The 19,353-nt window shown below is 75.1% G+C and carries 16 protein-coding genes, 1 pseudogene and 1 riboswitch; of the genes and pseudogenes, 7 read left to right on the top strand and 10 right to left on the bottom strand.

The features are described from left to right. Positions 1–83 precede the first annotated feature (83 nt). Positions 84–1,436, bottom strand: a complete 1,353-nt coding sequence (locus tag ACZ6ZN_RS21915) for a phosphatase PAP2 family protein (RefSeq protein WP_469648592.1) — start codon at positions 1,434–1,436, stop codon at positions 84–86. Between the two features lie 116 nt (positions 1,437–1,552). After that, the gene (locus tag ACZ6ZN_RS21910) at positions 1,553–1,942 is read right to left on the bottom strand and encodes a MerR family transcriptional regulator (protein ID WP_451876079.1); all 390 of its coding nucleotides are present in this window, start codon (positions 1,940–1,942) and stop codon (positions 1,553–1,555) included. Between the two features lie 325 nt (positions 1,943–2,267). Between ACZ6ZN_RS21910 and ACZ6ZN_RS21905 the strand changes: the two genes are divergently transcribed. Next, positions 2,268–3,812, top strand: a complete 1,545-nt coding sequence (locus ACZ6ZN_RS21905; protein WP_469648941.1) for a SulP family inorganic anion transporter — start codon at positions 2,268–2,270, stop codon at positions 3,810–3,812. Between the two features lie 146 nt (positions 3,813–3,958). Further along, the gene (locus ACZ6ZN_RS21900; protein ID WP_398109039.1) at positions 3,959–4,243 is read left to right on the top strand and encodes a DUF4190 domain-containing protein; all 285 of its coding nucleotides are present in this window, start codon (positions 3,959–3,961) and stop codon (positions 4,241–4,243) included. Positions 4,244–4,348: 105 nt separating this feature from the next. Here the strand turns inward: ACZ6ZN_RS21900 and ACZ6ZN_RS21895 are convergent, their stop codons facing one another. Beyond that, positions 4,349–4,903 (bottom strand): CGNR zinc finger domain-containing protein, encoded by a 555-nt coding sequence (locus ACZ6ZN_RS21895; protein ID WP_398109040.1) that lies wholly within the window; start codon positions 4,901–4,903, stop codon positions 4,349–4,351. Between the two features lie 45 nt (positions 4,904–4,948). Further along, positions 4,949–5,194, bottom strand: a complete 246-nt coding sequence (locus ACZ6ZN_RS21890) for a hypothetical protein (protein ID WP_469648588.1) — start codon at positions 5,192–5,194, stop codon at positions 4,949–4,951. Positions 5,195–5,632: 438 nt separating this feature from the next. Between ACZ6ZN_RS21890 and ACZ6ZN_RS21885 the strand changes: the two genes are divergently transcribed. After that, positions 5,633–6,415, top strand: a complete 783-nt coding sequence (locus ACZ6ZN_RS21885) for a TSUP family transporter (protein WP_469648586.1) — start codon at positions 5,633–5,635, stop codon at positions 6,413–6,415. A 149-nt stretch (positions 6,416–6,564) separates the two neighbouring features. Here the strand turns inward: ACZ6ZN_RS21885 and cobN are convergent, their stop codons facing one another. Further along, the gene (cobN, locus tag ACZ6ZN_RS21880) at positions 6,565–10,176 is read right to left on the bottom strand and encodes a cobaltochelatase subunit CobN (protein ID WP_469648583.1); all 3,612 of its coding nucleotides are present in this window, start codon (positions 10,174–10,176) and stop codon (positions 6,565–6,567) included. A gap of 85 nt (positions 10,177–10,261) precedes the next feature. Then, positions 10,262–10,335, bottom strand: a riboswitch (cobalamin riboswitch). Between the two features lie 105 nt (positions 10,336–10,440). Here cobN and cobG point away from each other — a divergent pair. The 3 genes from cobG to ACZ6ZN_RS21865 are packed head-to-tail and all read left to right on the top strand — an operon-like array spanning position 10,441 to position 14,020. Next, the gene (gene cobG / locus ACZ6ZN_RS21875) at positions 10,441–11,865 is read left to right on the top strand and encodes a precorrin-3B synthase (RefSeq protein ID WP_469648939.1); all 1,425 of its coding nucleotides are present in this window, start codon (positions 10,441–10,443) and stop codon (positions 11,863–11,865) included. Next, positions 11,862–12,536, top strand: a complete 675-nt coding sequence (locus ACZ6ZN_RS21870; protein ID WP_451875855.1) for a precorrin-8X methylmutase — start codon at positions 11,862–11,864, stop codon at positions 12,534–12,536. Before cobG ends, ACZ6ZN_RS21870 begins: the two co-directional genes overlap by 4 nt. Continuing rightward, positions 12,533–14,020, top strand: coding sequence for a precorrin-2 C(20)-methyltransferase (locus tag ACZ6ZN_RS21865; protein ID WP_469648581.1), 1,488 nt, complete (start codon positions 12,533–12,535; stop codon positions 14,018–14,020). The genes ACZ6ZN_RS21870 and ACZ6ZN_RS21865 overlap by 4 nt, the downstream gene beginning before the upstream one ends. Positions 14,021–14,114: 94 nt before the next feature. Here the strand turns inward: ACZ6ZN_RS21865 and ACZ6ZN_RS21860 are convergent, their stop codons facing one another. Both ACZ6ZN_RS21860 and ACZ6ZN_RS21855 read right to left on the bottom strand, forming a co-directional pair. Beyond that, entirely contained in the window at positions 14,115–14,381 is a 267-nt protein-coding gene (locus ACZ6ZN_RS21860) for a hypothetical protein (RefSeq protein ID WP_469648578.1), read from the bottom strand. A 277-nt stretch (positions 14,382–14,658) separates the two neighbouring features. Then, a complete protein-coding gene (locus ACZ6ZN_RS21855; protein ID WP_469648576.1) occupies positions 14,659–15,423 on the bottom strand; it encodes a cobalt-precorrin-6A reductase in 765 nt (254 codons plus the stop codon). A gap of 30 nt (positions 15,424–15,453) precedes the next feature. Here ACZ6ZN_RS21855 and ACZ6ZN_RS21850 point away from each other — a divergent pair, with 30 nt between their 5' ends. Beyond that, positions 15,454–16,593, top strand: coding sequence for a cobalt-precorrin-5B (C(1))-methyltransferase (locus ACZ6ZN_RS21850; RefSeq protein WP_469648574.1), 1,140 nt, complete (start codon positions 15,454–15,456; stop codon positions 16,591–16,593). Positions 16,594–16,623: 30 nt separating this feature from the next. Here ACZ6ZN_RS21850 and cobM read toward each other — a convergent pair whose 3' ends face one another. The 3 genes and pseudogenes from cobM to ACZ6ZN_RS21835 form a co-directional block, all read right to left on the bottom strand. Next, positions 16,624–17,373 carry a precorrin-4 C(11)-methyltransferase gene (cobM, locus tag ACZ6ZN_RS21845; protein WP_369196736.1) on the bottom strand — a complete coding sequence of 250 codons (750 nt, stop codon included), beginning with the start codon at positions 17,371–17,373 and terminating at the stop codon, positions 16,624–16,626. 30 nt (positions 17,374–17,403) lie between these two features. Continuing rightward, positions 17,404–18,645: a precorrin-6y C5,15-methyltransferase (decarboxylating) subunit CbiE gene (gene cbiE, locus ACZ6ZN_RS21840; RefSeq protein WP_451875859.1), complete on the bottom strand. Its 1,242-nt coding sequence runs from the start codon at positions 18,643–18,645 to the stop codon at positions 17,404–17,406. Between the two features lie 143 nt (positions 18,646–18,788). Then, a pseudogene (locus tag ACZ6ZN_RS21835) lies at positions 18,789–19,233 on the bottom strand (hypothetical protein). Between the last annotated feature and the right edge of the window lie 120 nt (positions 19,234–19,353).

Here is a 19,353-nt window from a genome sequence, read left to right as displayed (position 1 = left end):
ATTCAATCATGTGTTCGATTTTCGAGGCCAGCGGGAGCAGCCGGGCGGTGGCTGTGCGGGTTCCGGGGGGGGTGGGGAGGCCGTCAGGCCGGTTCCGGTTGGGGTTCCGGGCGCGGGGACGGGGTGGGGGCCGGGTCCCACTGCCTGGTCGTGCGGAGGTAGCCGTAGACGACCGACACCATCGCCAGGACGAGGAGGGGTCCGGACACCTCCGGGAACCGGGCCAGCTGCATCGGCAGGTAGCGGTACGACAGCAGGAGCGCGACGAAGACGGCGGTGCCGTAGGCGACCAGCTGGATGCCGCGCCGGTCCCAGCCGTGCTGCGTGGCGCGCAGTGCCGCCTCGACCGTGAGGGCGAAGACGACACCGGCGATGAGGTCGACGCCGTAGTGATAGCCGAAGCCGAGGGTCGCGGCGAGCGTGGTGACCAGCCAGAACGCGCCGGCGTAGCGCAGCAGCCGCGGGGCCCTGCGGGTGTGGACGAAGATCGCCACCGCCCAGGCCGTGTGCAGGCTGGGCATGCAGTTGCGCGGGGTGAGCCCGTCGTACGTCATGGGCAGCGGGGCCGTGAGCTGCGGTGACGTGTGGGGCCACAGGTCGGCCACGGCCCACTCGACGCCGCCCGTGCCGGAGGCGCCCGGGCCGTAGGCGAAGACGGGTCCGACGACCGGGAAGAGCATGTAGACGCCGGGCCCGAGAAGGCCGATGAGCAGGAAGGTGCGGACCAGGTGGTGGCGCGGGAAGCGGCGCTCGACGGTCACGTGGCGCAGCTGGTAGGCGGCGACGACGACGGCCGCCACGGCGAGCTGGGCGTAGATCAGCTGGAGCACGTGCGTGCTGACCGGGTGGGTCGCCTCGACGATCCGGCCCGCGAGCCACGACGGGTTGCCCAGGGCGTGGTCGGCGGTGGCGACGTACTGGTCGAGCACGGCTGGGCGGGCCTTGGCGGTGATGAACAGCCAGGCGTCACCGGTCTTGCGGGCGGCGACCAGCAGCAGGCCCAGCCCCACGCCCTTCAGGAGCAGGACGCGCTCCTCGCCGGTGCGGCGCGTGACGGCGACGAAGGCCGTGGCCAGCATCACCCACAGCGCGCCGGTGCCGGCGGAGTGGCCGTCGGGCGCCTCGGCTCCCGCCGCCCAGCGCACCAGCAGCAGGACGGCGTCGATGCCGAGCGCCGCGCCGGCCGCCAGGAACCGCTGCCGCCAGGTGAGCACCACCATCATCAGCACCAGGCCGCCGTACAGCGGGCCCGGCTTGGGGGCGAGGACCAGGGCGCTCACCTGGGTGGTGAGCGGTCCGGGTTCGCCGTAGCGGCGGGAGGCGATCTCCAGTGCGGTGAGGAAGCCGAGCGCCACCACGGCCGCCGCGCCCCAGAGCACCGCGCGTCCGTGGCGCCACGGGGCCGACGAGGCCGTGCCGCCTATTCGCGAAACCACGCGCGCTGCTCCTGCTGTCGATCCGACGGCCGGTCCGTGCGGACCGCCGAGTGGAGGGGAGGCGATGGGGGCGCCATCGCGGGCTCGAACATGCTATCGGCGAGGCGGAGGGGGCGTCAGTGGCCCGCGGAGGCGGCCAGGCGCTCCGCCAGCGTCGCGGCGAAGTCCTCGGCCCGGGACAGCTGGACACGCAGGTCCTCCACCCTGCGCCGGGCTGCCTGTTCGTAGCCGCGGAGGCGGTCGAGGAGTTCCTCGCGCGCCTGCGGGCCGAGCTCCTCGCCGGAGTCGAGGCGGTCGGTGGCCTCCAGCAGGGCGCGCATCTCGTCGAGGGTGAAGCCGAGCGGCTTCATGCGGCGGATGACCATGAGGCGGGCGACGTCGGCCTCGGTGTAGAGGCGGAATCCGCCCTGGGACCGCGCCGACGGGATGACCAGGCCGGTCTCCTCGTAGTGCCGGATGGTGCGCAGCGACAGCTCCGTCCGGGCGGCGACCTCGCCGATCTGCATGTGCTCGCCGGCGGTCCGCATCTGCTCGCCGGCCCCCAAGTGCTCGCCGGTCCGCATGTGCTCGCTGCTCACGCCGTGCCTTCCTCGTCTCTCGCCGGGCCGGCCCGGGCCGGGAGGTCCCGCTTCGATCTCTACCCTAACGTCAGGGTAGAGTTGCCCCGGTCGGGGCCGCCGGCTGTCCGCCGTGTCCGTTCCCGTCGCGTACTCAGGTCCTCATGATGCGGGACGCCGTCCCGCCGCCGTGCGTTGCCTCGGGGCCGACGACGCCCCCGCCCCGGCCGCCGCCGCCGTCCGCCGCATCCCCTCCCTCCGCGCGCCCGTCCCGATGCCGGGTGCCCGAGCACGACAGGTGTCCTCCGTCTTGTCCTTCCCCGCCCTCTCCCCGACCGGTCGGCTGCGCGGCCTGTGGCGTCCGTCCTGGCTGTCCGACCCGAAGGTGCTGCGCACCGAGGTGCTGGCCGGGCTGGTGGTCGCCCTGGCACTGATCCCGGAGGCGATCTCCTTCTCGGTCATCGCCGGGGTCGACCCGGCCGTCGGGCTGTTCGCCTCGTTCACGATGGCCGTGACGATCGCGGTCGTCGGCGGCCGGGCCGCGATGATCTCGGCGGCCACCGGCGCCGTCGCGCTGGTGATCGCCCCGCTCAACCGGGAGCACGGCTTCGGCCATCTCGTCGCCGCGGTCATCCTGGCCGGCGTCCTGCAGATCGTGCTCGGCGCGCTGGGCGTGGCGAAGCTGATGCGGTTCGTGCCGCGCAGCGTCATGGTCGGGTTCGTCAACTCCCTCGCCGTTCTGATCTTCATGGCGCAGGTGCCGGAGATGACGGACGTGCCCTGGCCGGTCTATCCGCTGATCGCCGCGGGGCTGGCGCTGCTGATCCTCTTCCCGAGGGTCACCCGCGTGGTGCCGGCGCCGCTGGTGTCGATCGTCGTCCTCACGGTCCTCACCGTCGCCGCGGGCATCGCCGTGCCGACCGTGGGCGACCGGGGTGAGCTGCCGTCCTCGCTCCCGGTGCCCGGGCTGCCGGACGTGCCGTTCACGCTGGACACGCTCAGGACCGTCGCGCCCTACGCGCTCGCCATGGCCCTGGTGGGGCTGATGGAGTCGCTGATGACGGCCAAGCTGGTCGACGACATCACCGACACGCGCTCCTCCAAGACGCGCGAGTCCGTCGGGCAGGGCGTGGCCAACATCGTCACCGGTCTGTTCGGCGGCATGGGCGGGTGCGCCATGATCGGCCAGACGATGATCAACGTGCGGGTGTCCGGCGCCCGGACGCGGCTGTCGACGTTCCTGGCCGGGGCGTTCCTGATGGTGCTCTGCGTCGTCTTCGGGCCGGTGGTCTCCGACATCCCGATGGCCGCACTCGTCGCCGTGATGGTGATGGTGTCGGTGGGGACGTTCGACTGGCACTCCGTCGCGCCGAGGACGCTGCGGCGGATGCCGGCCGGGGAGATCGCGGTGATGGCCGTCACCGTGGGGTGCGTGGTCGCGACGCACAACCTCGCCATCGGGGTCGTCGTCGGCTCGGTGACCGCGATGGTCGTCTTCGCCCGGCGCGTCGCCCGGTTCGCCGACGTCACGGCGGTCACCGACCCCGACGGCGGATCCGTCGTCTACCGGGTCACCGGTGAGCTGTTCTTCGCCTCCTCCAACGACCTCGTCGGCCGCTTCCGGTACGCCACCGATCCCGACCGGGTCGTCATCGACCTGTCCGCCGCGCACATCTGGGACGCCTCGTCGGTGGCGGCACTGGACGCCGTCGAGACCAAGTACGCCCAGCGCGGCAAGGCGGTCGAGATCACCGGCCTGAACGAGGCCAGCGCCCGGATGCACCGCACGCTGAGCGGTGAGCTCACGGGCGGTCAGTGAGCCGCCGCCCCGAGCGTCACTCCGCAGGAGCTTCACAGTTGCGGATTCATGGACATGGGACCGTCACACAGGGGCATTCGGATGTCGTCAAGAGTGAGGAGAGTGCGGCCCGTTCGGTCCGTGCAACCGACAACTGGGAGTATCCAATGGCGACTTACGGCGGTTCCTCTGCCGCGTCCGGATCGCGCACCAACGGCCTGGCCATCGCGAGCCTGTGCTGCGGCATCATCGGCCTGTTCTTCCTGAACATCATCCTGGGCCCGCTGGCCATCGTCTTCGGTGCCGTAGCCCGCCGCCAGGCGTCGGTCAAGAACGGCGCCGGCATGGCGAAGGCCGGCATCATCCTCGGTGTCGTCGACGTCGTCCTGTGGCTGATCCTGCTGGCCGTCGCCGCCAACAACGGTGGATTCAGCTGGTACGTGGGCGGCTGACGCAGCGCCCCGCAGACCCGGGGTCCGCGGGCGGGCGCAGGCCGGGCACCGGCCGCCCCCCGCACGACCCGGCAGCCGCGGTCACGGACGGACCGGACGGGTCCGTCAGTGGGCCGCGGCTGTCTTCTTGCGCGCGCGGTACGCCGCCGCCTTGATCTTGTTGCCGCACGAGTCCATCCCGCACCACTGCCGGCGCATCCCGCGTGAGCGGTCGAGGTAGACGCGGGTGCACTCGGGATTGCCGCACTCCTTCAGCAGCGGCACGTCCTCGCCGCTCAGCAGCTCGACGGCGAGCCGGGCCACCGTCGACAGGGCCTCCTCGGGCGTCGCCTGCGTCCACCGGCCCGCCGGGGTGAGCTGGGGGACGGCGGGCGGCCTGCGTGCCGCGTTGTTCAGGACGGTCAGCGCCGTCTTCTCGTACTCCTCGCCGAGCCGGCGGGCCGTGACCAGCCGGTACACGGCCTCGCGCACGGCTTTCGCGTCCTCCACGTCCGCCTCGCGGCACGGGGAGACCGCGTCGACGACGCCGGACTCCACGTACCAGGCGTTCAGCCGGTCCGGCGTCGCGAACATCTCGAACCGCACCGTCCGGCGCGCCCGGAGCGTGGCCGCGAAGTCGAGGGCCGGGTTCCCGCACACGAAGACATGGTCGAGATTCACATCACCATCCTGGCCGGTGAGCGTCGCCGGTGGCAAGGCGAGGGTTCAGAGGCCGAGGTCGGCCGCCAGGCAGGCGAACACCCGCCAGGACCCCTCGGGATCCGAGCCGTACCGGGCCGGGTCGTTCGGGGCGGCGGGCCTCTCCTCGACCAGGTCCTCGGGCCGGATCCGGGCGGGCAGCGCGCCGAACCGGGCGCGGCGGGCCGCCGCAGCATCAGCCGGTGGGCGGGGGATGCCGGGGGTGCGGGAGGTGCTGGTGCGGGTGTCCGTCCCGGTGCCGAGCTGATCCATGAGCGTGGGCTCCCTTCGGGTGCTGCCGAGTGCGTGACCGGCCGTGCGGCGCCGGGTGCCGAGCGGTACGTCACCTGTCGAACAGGTGGTCCGCCCCGGGGCACCCGTCGCGCCCGCCGACTGAGGGAATTCGCCTCTCCCTGGCCAGCCTGCGCACGACCGGCGCCACACCCTGACTGTGACACGCCCTGAGTCACCGGTCAAGACAGTGACTCAGCCCCTATCAACGCCATGCTTACGCGTTAAGTCACCAGCTCGACGGGTGACGCTCAGCAACGTACGGCCGTCTCCGCAGAGGTCGTCCCCCATGCCGAGAACGACGACTCCGGCCCGGCCGCCTTGCGCCGCGGCCGGATACTGGCCGGGTGGCCGGGTGGCCAGGCGGCCAGGTGGCCGGGCTCGAACGGTCCGGGCCGCCCGGGCGGTGAGGGAGGCGCGGTGGAGTGGGGAAGCGGAGCGCTGGGGTTCGCGGCGGGCGTGGTGATCTCGCTGGTCACCGCACCCGTCGGGGTCTCCGGGGCGGTGTTCCTGCTGCCCGTGCAGCTCAGCGTGCTCGCCGTGCCCAGCCCGTCGGTCACGCCGACGAACCTGCTGTACAACGTCGTCGCCGGTCCCGGTGCGCTGCTGCGCTACCGCCGGGACGGGGTGCTCGGCGGTCCGCTCACCCGGCGGCTCGTCGCGGGGACCGTGCCCGGGGTGGTCCTCGGCGCGCTCGTCCGCGTCTTCGCGCTGCCCGGCCCGGTCGTCTTCCGGGCCCTGGTCGCCGTGCTGCTGCTCCCCCTCGGGCTGTGGCTCGTCGTGCGTACGCTGCGCCCGGCCCGCCGGCGCGGGCCCGCGGAGCCGTCCGGCCGGTCGGTGAGCGCGGTGGCCGTGGCGGTCGGCGTGGTCGGCGGCGTGTACGGCATCGGTGGCGGTTCCCTGCTGGGGCCGCTGCTGGTCGGCCGGGGCATGCCCGTGGCCCGGGTCGCCCCGGCCGCGCTCGCCGCGACCTTCGTGACCTCGCTGGTGGGTGCCGGCACGTACGCCGTGCTGTCGCTGACCGGAGGTGAGGACATCGCGCCCGACTGGCTGCTCGGGTGCGCCTGCGGCCTGGGCGGTCTGACCGGCGGCTACCTCGGCGCCCGCCTCCAGCCCCGCCTGCCCGAGCGGTTCCTGAGGCTGTTGCTCGGCACCCTCGCCGCGTCCGTCGGCGCGCTCTATGCGGTGCAGGCGGTGCGCTGACGTGCACGGACGCACAGCGCGGACGCACAGCGCGGGCGAGCGGCCGCGTGGCCGACGGGGACGGCGTGGCCGACGGGGACGGCGGGGGGAGGCGGCGCGACGCCCCCCGCTCCGCCCCCACCGTCGGCAGGACCGGCGGACGGGCCGGTTCAGTCCTCGTCCTCCAGGTTGCCCTCGGTCTCCAGGTACACCTGCCGCAGCGCCTCCAGCACCGCCGGGTCCGGCTTCTCCCACATGCCGCGCGACTCCGCCTCCAGCAGCCGCTCGGCGATGCCGTGCAGCGCCCAGGGGTTGGCCTGCTGGAGGAACTCGCGGTTGGCCGGGTCCAGGACGTACGCCTCGGTGAGCTTGTCGTACATCCAGTCGGCGACCACGCCGGTCGTGGCGTCGTAGCCGAAGAGGTAGTCGACCGTGGCGGCGAGTTCGAAGGCGCCCTTGTAGCCGTGGCGGCGCATCGCCTCGATCCACTTGGGGTTGACGACCCGCGCGCGGAAGACGCGCGAGGTCTCCTCGACGAGGGTGCGGGTGCGGACCGTCTCCGGCCGCGTGGAGTCGCCGATGTACGCCTCGGGCGCCGTGCCGCGCAGCGCGCGGACCGTGGCGACCATGCCGCCGTGGTACTGGAAGTAGTCGTCGGAGTCGGCGATGTCGTGCTCGCGGGTGTCGGTGTTCTTCGCCGCGACCGCGATCCGCTTGTACGCCGTCTCCATCTCCTCCCGGGCCGGGCGGCCGTCCAGTTCACGGCCGTAGGCGTAGCCGCCCCAGACGGTGTACACCTCGGCGAGGTCGGCGTCGGTGCGCCAGTCGCGGGAGTCGATCAGCTGCAGCAGGCCCGCGCCGTAGGTGCCGGGGCGGGAGCCGAAGATGCGGGTGGTGGCGCGGCGTTCGTCGCCGTGGCCCGCGAGGTCGGCCTGGACGTGGGCGCGCACGTGGTTGGCCTCGGCCGGCTCGTCCAGCGACGCGGCCAGCCGCACCGCGTCGTCCAGCAGGCCGACGGTGTGCGGGAACGCGTCGCGGAAGAAGCCGGAGATGCGCAGCGTGACGTCGATGCGCGGGCGGCCCAGCTCCTCGTACGGCACGGCCTCCAGGCCCGTGACGCGGCGGGAGGCGTCGTCCCAGACGGGGCGCACGCCGAGCAGGGCGAGCGCCTCGGCCACGTCGTCGCCGGCGGTGCGCATCGCGCTGGTGCCCCACAGGGACAGGCCGACGGACGTGGGCCACTCGCCGTTGTCGGTGCGGTAGCGCTCCAGGAGGGAGTCGGCGAGGGCCTGGCCGGTCTCCCAGGCGAGGCGGGAGGGGACGGCCTTGGGGTCGACGGAGTAGAAGTTGCGGCCGGTCGGCAGCACGTTGACCAGGCCGCGCAGCGGCGAGCCGGACGGACCCGCCGGGACGAAACCGCCGTTCAGGGCGTGCACGGCGTGGTCGATCTCGCCGGTGGTGGCCGACAGGCGCGGGACGACCTCGTCGGCCGCGAACCGCAGGATGGCCGCGACCTGTTCGGCGCGTCCGGCGTCGACTCCGGCCGCCACGACCGCGGGTACGGCGGCCGGGTCCCAGTCCGCGTCCTCCATGGCCTGGACCAGGGCGCGGGCCTGCTCCTCCGCCTGGTCGGCGGTGGTGCGGGTCGCGGCGGACTCGTCCAGGCCGAGGGCCTCGCGCAGACCGGGCAGGGCGGTGGTGCCGCCCCAGATCTGGCGGGCGCGCAGGATGGCCAGGACGAGGTTGACGCGGTCGGCGCCGGCGGGCGGGTTGCCCAGCACGTGCAGGCCGTCGCGGATCTGGGCGTCCTTGACCTCGCACAGCCAGCCGTCGACGTGCAGCAGGAAGTCGTCGAAGCCGTCGTCGTCCGGGCGGTCCTCCAGGCCGAGGTCGTGGTCGAGGCGGGCGGCCTGGATGAGGGTCCAGATCTGGGCGCGGATCGCGGGCAGCTTGGCCGGGTCCATGGCGGAGATCTGCGCGTACTCGTCGAGGAGTTGCTCCAGGCGCGCGATGTCGCCGTAGGAGTCGGCGCGGGCCATGGGCGGCACGAGGTGGTCGACGAGGGTGGCGTGCACGCGGCGCTTGGCCTGGGTGCCCTCGCCCGGGTCGTTGACCAGGAACGGGTAGATCAGCGGGAGGTCGCCGAGGGCCGCGTCGGGGCCGCAGGCGGCGGACAGGCCGGCGTTCTTGCCGGGCAGCCACTCCAGGTTGCCGTGCTTGCCGAGGTGGATCATCGCGTCGGCGCCGAAGCCGCCGTCCTCGGCGCGGGCCGCGATCCAGCGGTAGGCGGCGAGGTAGTGGTGCGAGGGCGGCAGGTCCGGGTCGTGGTAGATGGCGATGGGGTTCTCGCCGAAGCCGCGCGGCGGCTGGATGAGGACGAGCAGGTTCCCGAACCGCAGTGCGGCCAGGACGATGTCGCCCTCGGGGTTGCGGCTGCGGTCGACGAACATCTCGCCGGGCGCCGGGCCCCAGTGCTCCTCGACCGCCGTGCGCAGCTCCTTCGGCAGCGTGGCGAACCAGCGGCGGTAGTCGGCGGCGGGGATGCGGATCGGGTTGCGGGCGAGCTGCTCCTCGGTGAGCCACTCCTGGTCGTGGCCGCCGGCCTCGATGAGCGCGCGGATCAGCTCGTCGCCGTCGCCGGAGACCAGGCCGGGGATGTCGGCGTCGCCGAAGTCGTAGCCCTCCGCCCTCAGCCGGCGCAGCAACGCGACGGCACTGGCGGGGGTGTCCAGGCCCACCGCGTTGCCGATGCGGGAGTGCTTGGTCGGGTAGGCGGACAGCACCAGCGCCAGGCGCTTGTCCGCGGCCGGGATGTGCCGCAGCCGGGCGTGGCGTACGGCGATGCCGGCGACGCGGGCCGCGCGCTCCGGGTCGGGCACGTAGGCGGGCAGGCCGTCGGCGTCGATCTCCTTGAAGGAGAACGGGACGGTGATGAGGCGGCCGTCGAACTCGGGGACGGCGATCTGGGTGGCCGCGTCGAGCGGGGAGACGCCCTCGTCGTTCTCCTCCCAGGCGGCGCGCGAGCCGGTGAGGCACAGGGCCTGGAGGATCGGCACGTCCAGGGCGGCGAGCGCGCCCGCGTCCCAGGACTCGTCGTCCCCGCCCGCGGAGGCGGCGGCCGGCTTGGTGCCGCCGGCGGCGAGGACGGTGGTGACGATGGCGTCGGCGGAGCGCAGCGCGTCGACCAGTTCGGGCTCGGGGGCCCGCAGGGACGCCACGTACAGCGGCAGGGCCCGGCCGCCCGCGTCCTCGATCGCCTCGCACAGGGCGCCGACGAACGCGGTGTTGCCGCTCATGTGGTGGGCGCGGTAGTAGAGCACGGCGACCGTGGGGCCGTCGGCCGTGCGGGCCTCGCGCTCCAGCGGGCCCCAGGTCGGCGCCGCCGCCGGGGCCTCGAAGCCGTGGCCGGTCAGCAGGACCGTGTCGGACAGGAAGCGGGCGAGCTGCTCGAGGTTGGCCGGGCCGCCGTGCGCGAGGTAGGCGTGCGCCTCGGCGGCGATGCCGACGGGGACCGTGGAGGCGGCCATCAGCTGGGCGTCCGGGGCCTGTTCACCGGTGAGGACGACCACCGGGCGGCCGTCGGCGAGGAGCAGGTCGAGGCCGTCCTGCCAGGCGCGGACGCCGCCGAGGAGGCGGACGACGACCAGGTCGACACCGTCGAGGAGGCCGGGCAGGTCCTCCAGGGGCAGCCGGGCGGGGTTCGCGAAGCGGTAGGGCACCGGGCCGTTCGCCGCTCGGGCGCTGAGCAGGTCGGTGTCGGACGTCGACAGCAGGAGGATCATGCGGCGTCGGCCTTCCTCGGGGTGTCCGCGCCCCGGGTGGTGGTGTGGGGTCCCGGCTCCTGCGGAGGAGGGAGCCGGGGGAAGGGAGTTCCTGACTTGCCCGGGTTGTGGCCGGGTTCACAGTGGCGGGACCGCGCCGGATTCACACCGGGCTTCCTCCCCTGGTCGCCGTGGTGGCGGTGGTGACGGACCTGATGATCCGCCGACGAGCATAGTAAGGGGCGAGGGAAAAGGGCAGAGCGTACAGCCGGTGTGATGGTCGGTATGCTCGCCGCCATGTCCACGGCTGCCCCTCGTCCATCGCCCCAGGCCACAGCGGCCTCACGGGCCCGCGGTGACGCATGCCCGGGGACGCTGCGGCTGCACGCGGCGGACGACGGGGCGCTGGCCCGGGTCCGGATCCCCGGCGGTGTGCTCACCGTCGCGCAGGCCGGGACCCTGGCGGAGGCGGCCGGACGGCTGGGCGACGGGGAGTTGCATCTCACCTCGCGCGGCAACGTGCAGCTGCGGGGCCTGCGGGAGTCGTGCGGCGCGGAGCTGGCCGGGCTGCTGGACGCGGCCGGGCTGCTGCCGTCCCCCGCGCACGAGCGGGTGCGCAACGTCGTCGCCTCACCGCTGTCCGGCCTGGACGGGCGGGGCCTGCGGGACGTGCGGTCCTGGCTGACGGAGCTGGACGCGGCGCTGTGCGCGAGCGCGTCCGCGACCGCCCTGTCGGGCCGTTTCCTGTTTGCGCTGGACGACGGGCGCGGGGACGTGGCCGGGCTCGGGGCCGACGTGACCGTGCGGGCGGTGCCCGGCGACGGGGCGCTGCTCGCGCCGGGCTCGGGCGACGACGTGCTGTACGTGTCCGGGGACGACGCGGCGCGGGCCGCGCTGCTCGCGGCGGAGACCTTCGTCGACCTCGTGCGCGAGAGCGGGGCCCGGGTGTGGCGCGTGGACGAACTGCCCGGTGGACCGGGTGTGTTGGCGCGTGCGGTTCGCGACCGGCTGGCCGGGGCGGGCATCGCCTTCCGGGACGGCGTCCGGGAGGTCATCGAGACTGAGGGACCGTCGTCGCCCGGGGTAGCCGAAACGGCGGGGCCGCCGTCGCCGGGGGTCACCAAGACCGCGGGGCCGTCGTCGCCGGGGGTAGCCGAAACCGCGGGGCCGCCGTCGCCGGGGGTCACCAAGACCGCGGGGCCGCCGTCGCCGGGGGTCGTCGGGTCCGCCGTGTCCGTGCATGTCCCCCTCGGCCGTCTCACGGCCGCGCAGTGGCGGGAGTTGACGGAGGTCGCCGAGGGGGAGCTGCGGCTGACGCCCTGGCGCGGTGTCGTCGTGCCCGTCCCCGCACCGGGCGACGCGGCCGCCGCGCTGCCCCGCCTGTCCGCCACCGGCCTGGTCACCGAGCCCGGCTCGCCCTGGCTGCGCGTGGGGGCGTGCATCGGCCGGCCCGGGTGCGCCAAGTCCCGGGCGGACGTACGGGCCGACGCGGCGCGCACCCTGGCCGCCGCCGGCCGCTCCGCCCTCCCTCTGTACTGGTCGGGCTGCGAACGCCGGTGCGGGCACCCCACGGGCCGCCGGATCGACGTGGTGGCCGCGCCCGGCGGCGGCTACGAGCTGTCCGCCGTCGCCCCCGGCCGCCCGGCGCGCACCGCCTCCCTGGACGACCCGTCCGACCTCGCCACCGCCCTGGCGGCGATCACCCCATGAGCCGTAGGCCGACGACCGAGAGCAGCGAGAACACCACCGTGACCACGTACGACTACGAGAAGGACGGGGCGGCCATCTACCGCCGGTCCTTCGCCACCATCCGCGCGGAGTCGGACCTCGCGGGACTGCCCGCCGACGTCGGCCAGGTCGCGGTCCGGATGATCCACGCCTGCGGCATGGTCGACCTGGTGCGGGACCTGGCCTACTCGCCGGCGGTGGTGGCCCGGGCCCGGGAGGCGCTGCGCGCCGGGGCGCCGATCCTCTGCGACGTGCAGATGGTGGCCAGCGGTGTGACCCGCAAGCGGCTGCCCGCCGACAACGAGGTGCTGTGCACCCTGTCCGACCCGTCGGTCCCCGAACTGGCCGCGAAGCTCGGCACGACGCGCAGCGCCGCCGCGATGGAGCTGTGGCGGGACCGACTGGAGGGCTCGGTCGTCGCCGTGGGCAACGCGCCCACCGCGCTGTTCCGGCTGCTGGAGATGATCGACGCGGGGGCGCCCCGGCCCGCCGCGGTCATCGGTGTCCCGGTCGGGTTCATCGGGGCCGCCGAGTCCAAGGACGCCCTGGCCGCACACCCGTCCGGCCTGGAGCACCTGGTCGTCCGGGGCCGTCGCGGAGGCAGCGCCATCGCCGCCGCCGCGCTCAACGCGATCGCGAGTGAGGAAGAGTGAGCGGGAAGCTGTACGGGGTGGGGCTCGGCCCCGGTGACCCGTCCCTGATGACCGTACGGGCCGTCGAGGTCATCGCCGAGGCGGACGTGATCGCGTATCACAGCGCCCGGCACGGGCGGTCCATCGCCCGCTCGATCGCGGCGCGGCACATCCGTGCCGACCACATCGAGGAGAAGCTGGTCTACCCGGTCACCACCGAGACGACCGACCACCCGGGCGGCTACCAGGGCGCCATGGACGACTTCTACGCGGAGGCGTCCGAGCGGCTCGCGGCGCATCTCGACGCCGGGCGCACGGTCGCGGTCCTCGCCGAGGGCGACCCGCTGTTCTACGGCTCCTACATGCACATGCACAAGCGGCTCGTGGACCGTTACGACACCGAGGTGATCCCCGGTGTCACCTCGGTGTCCGCCGCCGCGGCCCGGCTGGGCACGCCGCTGGCCGAGGGCGAGGAGGTGCTGACGATCCTGCCGGGCACGCTGCCCGAGGAGGAGCTGACGGCCCGGCTCGCCGCGACGGACGTGGCGGTGGTGATGAAGCTCGGCCGCACCTTCCCCAAGGTCCGGCGGGCGCTGGAGAGTTCGGGGCGGCTGGAGCAGACGCGCTACGTCGAGCGGGCCACGATGGCCGGGGAGCGGCTGGCCGAACTGGCGGACGTGGACCCGGAGTCGGTGCCGTACTTCGCGGTCGCGGTGCTGCCGAGCCAGGTCGACGCCGAGCCCGTCGTGCGGGAGCGGGGCGAGGTCGTGGTGGTGGGCACCGGGCCCGCCGGGCCGCTGTGGCTGACACCGGAGTCGCGGGGCGCGCTCGCCGCCGCCGACGAACTCGTCGGCTACACCACCTACCTCGACCGGGTGCCGGTGCGGGCCGGGCAGCGGCGGCACGGCTCCGACAACCGGGTCGAGTCCGAGCGCGCCGAGTTCGCGTTGCAGCTCGCGCAGCGGGGGCGGCGGGTGGCCGTGGTCTCCGGCGGCGACCCGGGGGTCTTCGCGATGGCGACGGCGGTGCTTGAGGTCGCGTCGCAGAAGGAGTACGCGGACGTGCCGGTGCGGGTGCTGCCCGGGGTGACCGCGGCGAACGCCGCCGCGGCCCGGGCCGGGGCGCCGCTCGGCCACGACTACGCCACGATCTCCCTGTCCGACCGGCTCAAGCCCTGGGAGGTCATCGCCGAGCGGCTGCGCGCGGCGGCCTCGGCGGACCTGGTGCTGGCCCTGTACAACCCGGGCTCGCGCAGCCGCACCTGGCAGGTGGGCAAGGCGCGCGACCTGCTGCTGGAGTACCGGGACGCGCAGACGCCGGTCGTCGTGGCCCGGGACGTCGGCGGCCCCGGCGAGCAGGTACGCGTCGTCCGGCTCGGCGAACTCGTCCCGGAGGAGGTCGACATGCGCACGATCCTGCTGGTCGGCTCCACGCAGACCCGGGTGGTGCGCCGGGGCGGCGGCGAGGAGATCGCCTGGACGCCGCGCCGCTACCCGGAGGACTGACCGGACCGTGCCCGACGGCGCGGGCCCGCCCCCGCGCCGTCCCGGCCGTGCCATCGGCCGGGCAGCGGTCCCATGCGCCCGGCCGGCCCCTCCGTCAGCCACCGCAGGGAGGGACCGGTCCGGCCCGCACGGTGAGCCCAGGGAATCGACGCCCGGGCCGGAGACGCACCCCCGAACCCGGCTCGGCGATGTGAGCGTCGGCGGGACCACCGCGGCGGGCGTGCTGGTCGCCGCGCTGTGCGGGGTCGACGCGCAGCGCGTCCCGGATCGCCGCGCACTTGCGCATCCACGCCAGGTCGTCGACGGCCTGCCCGCCGCGCCCAGTGGCCTGGGCCGCCGTGTACGTGGCCTTGATCGTCACCCGGGCACCGCCCCGAGCCCTGCCTCACCACGGGCCGACCCGGTGCGCCGCGCCCCGCAGGCGCCGCACCATCAGCGCCCGGACGGAGACTCGGCCGCGAGCCCACGCGGGCAAGCACCCGCCGAGCACCCCACCAACCAGCACCCGCCGGGGACACTCCCCCTCCCTCAACCCGGCGCCCCGGCAAGCGCCACACCATCAGTGCCCGGGCGGGGACGCGGTCGCGTGGTCGAGCCGGACTCGGCAGGCTCGGCAGGCCCGGCAGGCGTCGGGGCGGCTAGTCGGTCGGGCCGTGCTGTGCGGCCAGGCGGGTGATCCAGGCCGCTGCCTCGGGGGCGTCCGTGGCCACCGGGACGTCCTCGGGGGCCGGGGGTCTGCGCACCACCACCACGGGGACGCCCGCCTCCCGCGCCGCGGTCAGTTTCGGGGCCGTGGCCGTGCCCCCGCTGTCCTTCGTCACCAGCACGTCGATGCGGTGCCGGCGCAGCAGCTCGCGTTCGCCGTCCAGGGTGAACGGCCCCCGGTCGAGCAGCACCTCCATGCGGGGCGGATGTGGCGGGGTGGGCGGGTCGACGGACCGCACGAGGAACCACGGGCCGTCGAGGCCGGCGAAGGCGGCCAGGCCCATGCGGCCGGTGGTGAGGAACACCCGCCGGCCCAGCGCGGGCAGCAGCGCCGCGGCCTCCTGGAGGGAGCCGGCCTCGTGCCAGTCGTCGCCCGGCACGGGGACCCAGCCGGGACGCCGGAGCGCGAGCAGGGGAACATGGGCGGTGGCGGCGGCCCGCGCCGCGTTGTAACTGATCGTCCCGGCGAAAGGATGCGTGGCGTCGATGAGCGCGTCCACCTCATGCTCGCGCAGCCAGGCTGCGAGCCCCTCCGTACCGCCGAAGCCGCCCACCCGCACCTCGCCGGGCGGCAGCCGGGGCGTGGCGACCCGCCCGGCCAGGGAGTTCGTCACCCGCGTGCCGGGCGGCGCCCCGGCCGCCAGGAGCTCGGCGAGGCGGCGGGCCTCCGTGGTGCCGCCGAGGATGAGTACGTGCACGACAGTCCGGTCCCTTCCGAAGAGCCAGCCATGACCAGCGAGGCCGAGGGCGGTCGCAGCGCCCAACTCAAGCACACCGGTCTGCGGCCCGGCTGGACGACCGGTGCCTGCGCGACCGCCGCGACGACGGCCGCCTACACCGCCCTGCTCACCGGTGAGTTTCCCGACCCGGTGACGATCACCCTGCCGAAGGGGCAGACCCCGGCGTTCGCGCTCGCCGCGGAGGAGCTGACCGGCGCGTCGGCGATGGCGGGGATCGTGAAGGACGCCGGTGACGACCCGGACGTCACGCACGGCGCGCTGGTGCGGTCGACCGTGCGGTTGCTGCCCGAGGGGTCCGGGGTGGTCTTCCGGGCGGGCCCCGGGGTGGGCACGGTCACCCGTCCGGGCCTGCCGCTGGACGTCGGTGAACCGGCCGTGAACCCGGTGCCGCGCCGGATGATGCGCGACCACGTCGCGGAGGTCGCCGGGCGGCACGGCGGCACCGGGGACGTGGAGATCACGCTCTCCGTCGACCACGGCGAGGAGATCGCCCGCTCCACCTGGAACCCCCGGCTGGGCATCCTGGGCGGGCTGTCCATCCTCGGCACGACCGGGATCGTCGTGCCCTACTCCTGCTCGGCGTGGATCGACTCGATCCGGCGCGGGGTGGACGTGGCCCGGGCGGCGGGCCGCACCCATGTGGCGGGCTGCACGGGCTCGACCTCGGAGAAGACGGTCGTCGCCGAGTACGGGCTGCCCCTGGACGCGCTGCTGGACATGGGCGACTTCGCGGGCGCCGTGCTGAAGTACGTCCGCCGCCACCCGGTGGACCACCTCACCATCTGCGGCGGCTTCGCCAAGCTGTCCAAGCTGGCGGCGGGCCACCTGGACCTGCACTCGGCCCGCTCCCAGGTCGACAAGGGCTTCCTGGCGTCGCTGGCCCGCGAGGGCGGGGCGGACGAGGCGCTGGCCGCACAGGTCGCCGACGCCAACACCGGCCTCGCCGCACTCCAGTTGTGCCTCGCGGCCGGGGTCCCGCTGGGCGACCTGGTCGCGACGACGGCCCGCGACGAGGCACTGGCCGTCCTGCGCGGCGCACCGGTGGCGGTGGACGTCATCTGCATCGACCGGGCCGGCACGGTGGTGGGACGCAGCGAGGTGGCGGGCCCGGGTCCCGGCCGGCCCTGAGCTCCGGCCGGAACCGGGGGGGCGGGGGCCTCAGCAGGAGTGGCGGTCGCGTTCCGGGGAGTACAGGTGACTGTCGCGGAAGTGCTCCGCGCCCAGCGTGCGGCCGACCATGATGACCGCCGTGCGCAGCACCCCGGCCTCCTTCACCTGCCCGGCGATCTCGTCGAGCGTGCCGCGCAGGACCAGCTCCTCGGGGCGGGAGGCGTAGGCGACGACAGCGGCGGGGCAGTCGGCGCCGTAGTGCGGGAGCAGCTCCGCCACGACGCGGTCCACGTACCGGGCGGCCAGGTGCAGCACGATGAGCGCGCCGCTGCGGCCGAGGGTGGCGAGGTCCTCGCCCTCGGGCATGGCGGTGGCCTGCTGGGCGATCCGGGTGAGGATGACGGTCTGGCCGACGGTCGGCACCGTCAGCTCCCGCTTCAGCGCGGCCGCCGCGGCGGCGAAGGCGGGCACGCCGGGCACCACCTCGTAGGGCACCCCGGCCGCGTCCAGCCGCCGCATCTGCTCGGCGACCGCGCTGAACACCGACGGGTCCCCGGAGTGCAGCCGGGCCACGTCGTGGCCCTCCTCGTGGGCGCGCACCAGTTCGGCGGTGATCTGGTCCAGGTCGAGCCGCGCGGTGTCCACCAGGCGCGCGCCGGGCGGGCATTCGGCCAGCAGTTCGCGCGGCACCAGGCTGCCCGCGTACAGGCAGACCCGGCAGGCGGCCAGCGTCCGGGCGCCGCGCACCGTGATGAGGTCGGCGGCGCCGGGGCCGGCACCGATGAAGTACACGGTCATCTGTCTGCTCCTGGGAGGGTCGGAGGGTTCCTACGCGTCCTTGCGCACGGCCCACTGGGTCACCGGCATCGCCTGCCGCCACCCGGTGAAGCCGCCCACGGGCACCGCGTGGGACACGGCGAGCCGCACCAGCTCGCCGCCGTGGCGCCGGCGGGCGTCGGCGAGCAACGCCTCCGACTCCAGCGTCACGGTGTTGGCGACGAGCCGCCCGCCGGCGGGCAGGGCCGCCCAGCAGGAGTCGAGGAGTCCGGGCGCGGTGAGCCCGCCGCCGATGAACACCGCGTCCGGCGGCGGCAGTTCGGCCAGGGCCTCCGGGGCGGCGCCGGTGACGACGCGCAGGGCGGGCACGCCGAGGCGCTCGGCGTTGCGCCCGATGCGCGCGGCCCGCACCGGGTCCCGTTCGACGCTGACCGCCCGGCAGGAGGGGTGGGTGCGCATCCACTCGACGGCGATGGAGCCGGACCCGCCGCCGACGTCCCAGAGCAGTTCCCCGGGGGCCGGGGCGAGGACGCCCAGGGTGACGGCCCGCACGTGCCGCTTGGTGAGCTGCCCGTCGTGCTCGTACGCCTCGTCCGGCAGGCCCGGTGCGGCGCCCAGGCGCGGGGCGTGCGGAGCGCGGCGGCACTCCACGGCGACGACGTTGAGGGGGTCGCCGGGCGCGAGGGAGAAGCCGTCGGCGGTGACGGCGTCGCCCACCCGCTCCCCCGGTCCGCCGAGTTGCTCCAGGACCCGCAGGCGGCTGGGCCCGTAGCCGCGGTCCCGCAGGAGGGCGGCGACCTCGGCGGGGGTGTGGGCGCCGGCGCTCAGGACGAGGATTCGCCGCCCCTGGTGCAGGGCGGCGGCGAGCCGGGCGGCCGGGCGGCCCACCAGGGTGACGACCTCGGTGTCCTCGACGGGCCAGCCGAGCCGGGCGCAGGCGTGGGACACCGAGGAGGGGTGCGGCAGCACGCGGACGGGCCCGTGCACCTCGGTGAGGGTGCGTCCGATGCCGTGGAACATGGGGTCCCCGCTGGCCAGTACGGCGATCCTGCGGCCGGCGTGCGCGGCGAGCAGGCCGGGGACGGCCGGGCGCAGGGGCGAGGGCCAGGCGACGCGTTCACCGGCGCACTCGGACGGCAGCAGGTCGAGCTGGCGCGGGCCGCCGAGGAGGACCTCGGCGTCGCGCAGCACGGCTCGGGAGCCGTCCGGGAGTCCCGCCCAGCCGTCGGCGCCGATCCCGACGACGGTCACGGCGGCCGGCGCGGCGGGGTCGGCGGGGCGTTCGCGGGTCACGGCTCGGTACCTCGGGGCTCGGGGACGACTCCGAGGCACTTTACGGGGCGGTGGCCTGCGCTCCCGCGCTCGGGTGCGCCCTGGACGGACCGCCGCGCGGCCCCCCGCCGCGCGGCCGCGGCCCCGGGCGGCCCCCGGCGGTCTCAGGCGTCGTACGGCCCGTCCGCATCCCGGACGCCGGGCCCGGGGCGGGCGGGGGCGAGGCGGCGGTAGGCGGCCCGGGCGTGCACGAGCCGGGCCAGGCCGGTGCCGACGAGGGCGGCGGTGCACAGGCAGACCAGCCAGGAGGTGTCCCGGTGCCCGGTCCAGGTGAGGACACCGGCGGGCGGGATGGCGAACCCGTTGAGGAACAGCCAGCACAGGACGGCCGTCCCCGGGGGCGGCCGTGAACCGGGCGCACAGACCCAGCACCGCGGCGAGCAGGGACAGCGCGGCCAGCGCGAGGTCCGCACGGCCCGGCCCGGCCACCGTGTTCAGCAGCGCCACCAGCAGCAGGGCCCCGACGCCCGCCCCGACCCAGACCAGCGGGGTGGCCACGGGCTCCGGCACGGGTCTGGCTCCGGCTCCCAGCGGCTTCCACTCGATCATGCCGGTACTCCCTTCCGGTGCTCCTGCACGGGAATTGTCCCTCCGCCCGTCCGCCGGGCGTGGGCGGTCGGTTCGCGGGTGCTCGCCAGAGTGCCAGGACGGCGGGTCGCCGGAAACGGC

The sequence above is a fragment of the Streptomyces sp. NPDC053665 genome, assembly GCF_055585285.1.
This window is presented reverse-complemented; position numbering and strand designations above follow the sequence as displayed.

Bases quoted from the DNA above. Each gene is read 5' to 3' on its own strand.
- ACZ6ZN_RS21850 (WP_469648574.1), top strand. From the start codon at position 15,454: ATGACCAGCGAGGCCGAGGGCGGTCGCAGCGCCCAACTCAAGCACACC.
- cobM (WP_369196736.1), bottom strand. From the start codon at position 17,373: ATGACCGTGTACTTCATCGGTGCCGGCCCCGGCGCCGCCGACCTCATC.
- ACZ6ZN_RS21910 (WP_451876079.1), bottom strand. From the start codon at position 1,942: ATGCAGATCGGCGAGGTCGCCGCCCGGACGGAGCTGTCGCTGCGCACC.
- cobN (WP_469648583.1), bottom strand. From the start codon at position 10,176: ATGATCCTCCTGCTGTCGACGTCCGACACCGACCTGCTCAGCGCCCGA.
- ACZ6ZN_RS21905 (WP_469648941.1), top strand. From the start codon at position 2,268: ATGCCGGGTGCCCGAGCACGACAGGTGTCCTCCGTCTTGTCCTTCCCC.
- cobG (WP_469648939.1), top strand. From the start codon at position 10,441: ATGCTCGCCGCCATGTCCACGGCTGCCCCTCGTCCATCGCCCCAGGCC.
- ACZ6ZN_RS21890 (WP_469648588.1), bottom strand. From the start codon at position 5,194: ATGGATCAGCTCGGCACCGGGACGGACACCCGCACCAGCACCTCCCGC.
- ACZ6ZN_RS21870 (WP_451875855.1), top strand. From the start codon at position 11,862: ATGAGCCGTAGGCCGACGACCGAGAGCAGCGAGAACACCACCGTGACC.
- ACZ6ZN_RS21900 (WP_398109039.1), top strand. From the start codon at position 3,959: ATGGCGACTTACGGCGGTTCCTCTGCCGCGTCCGGATCGCGCACCAAC.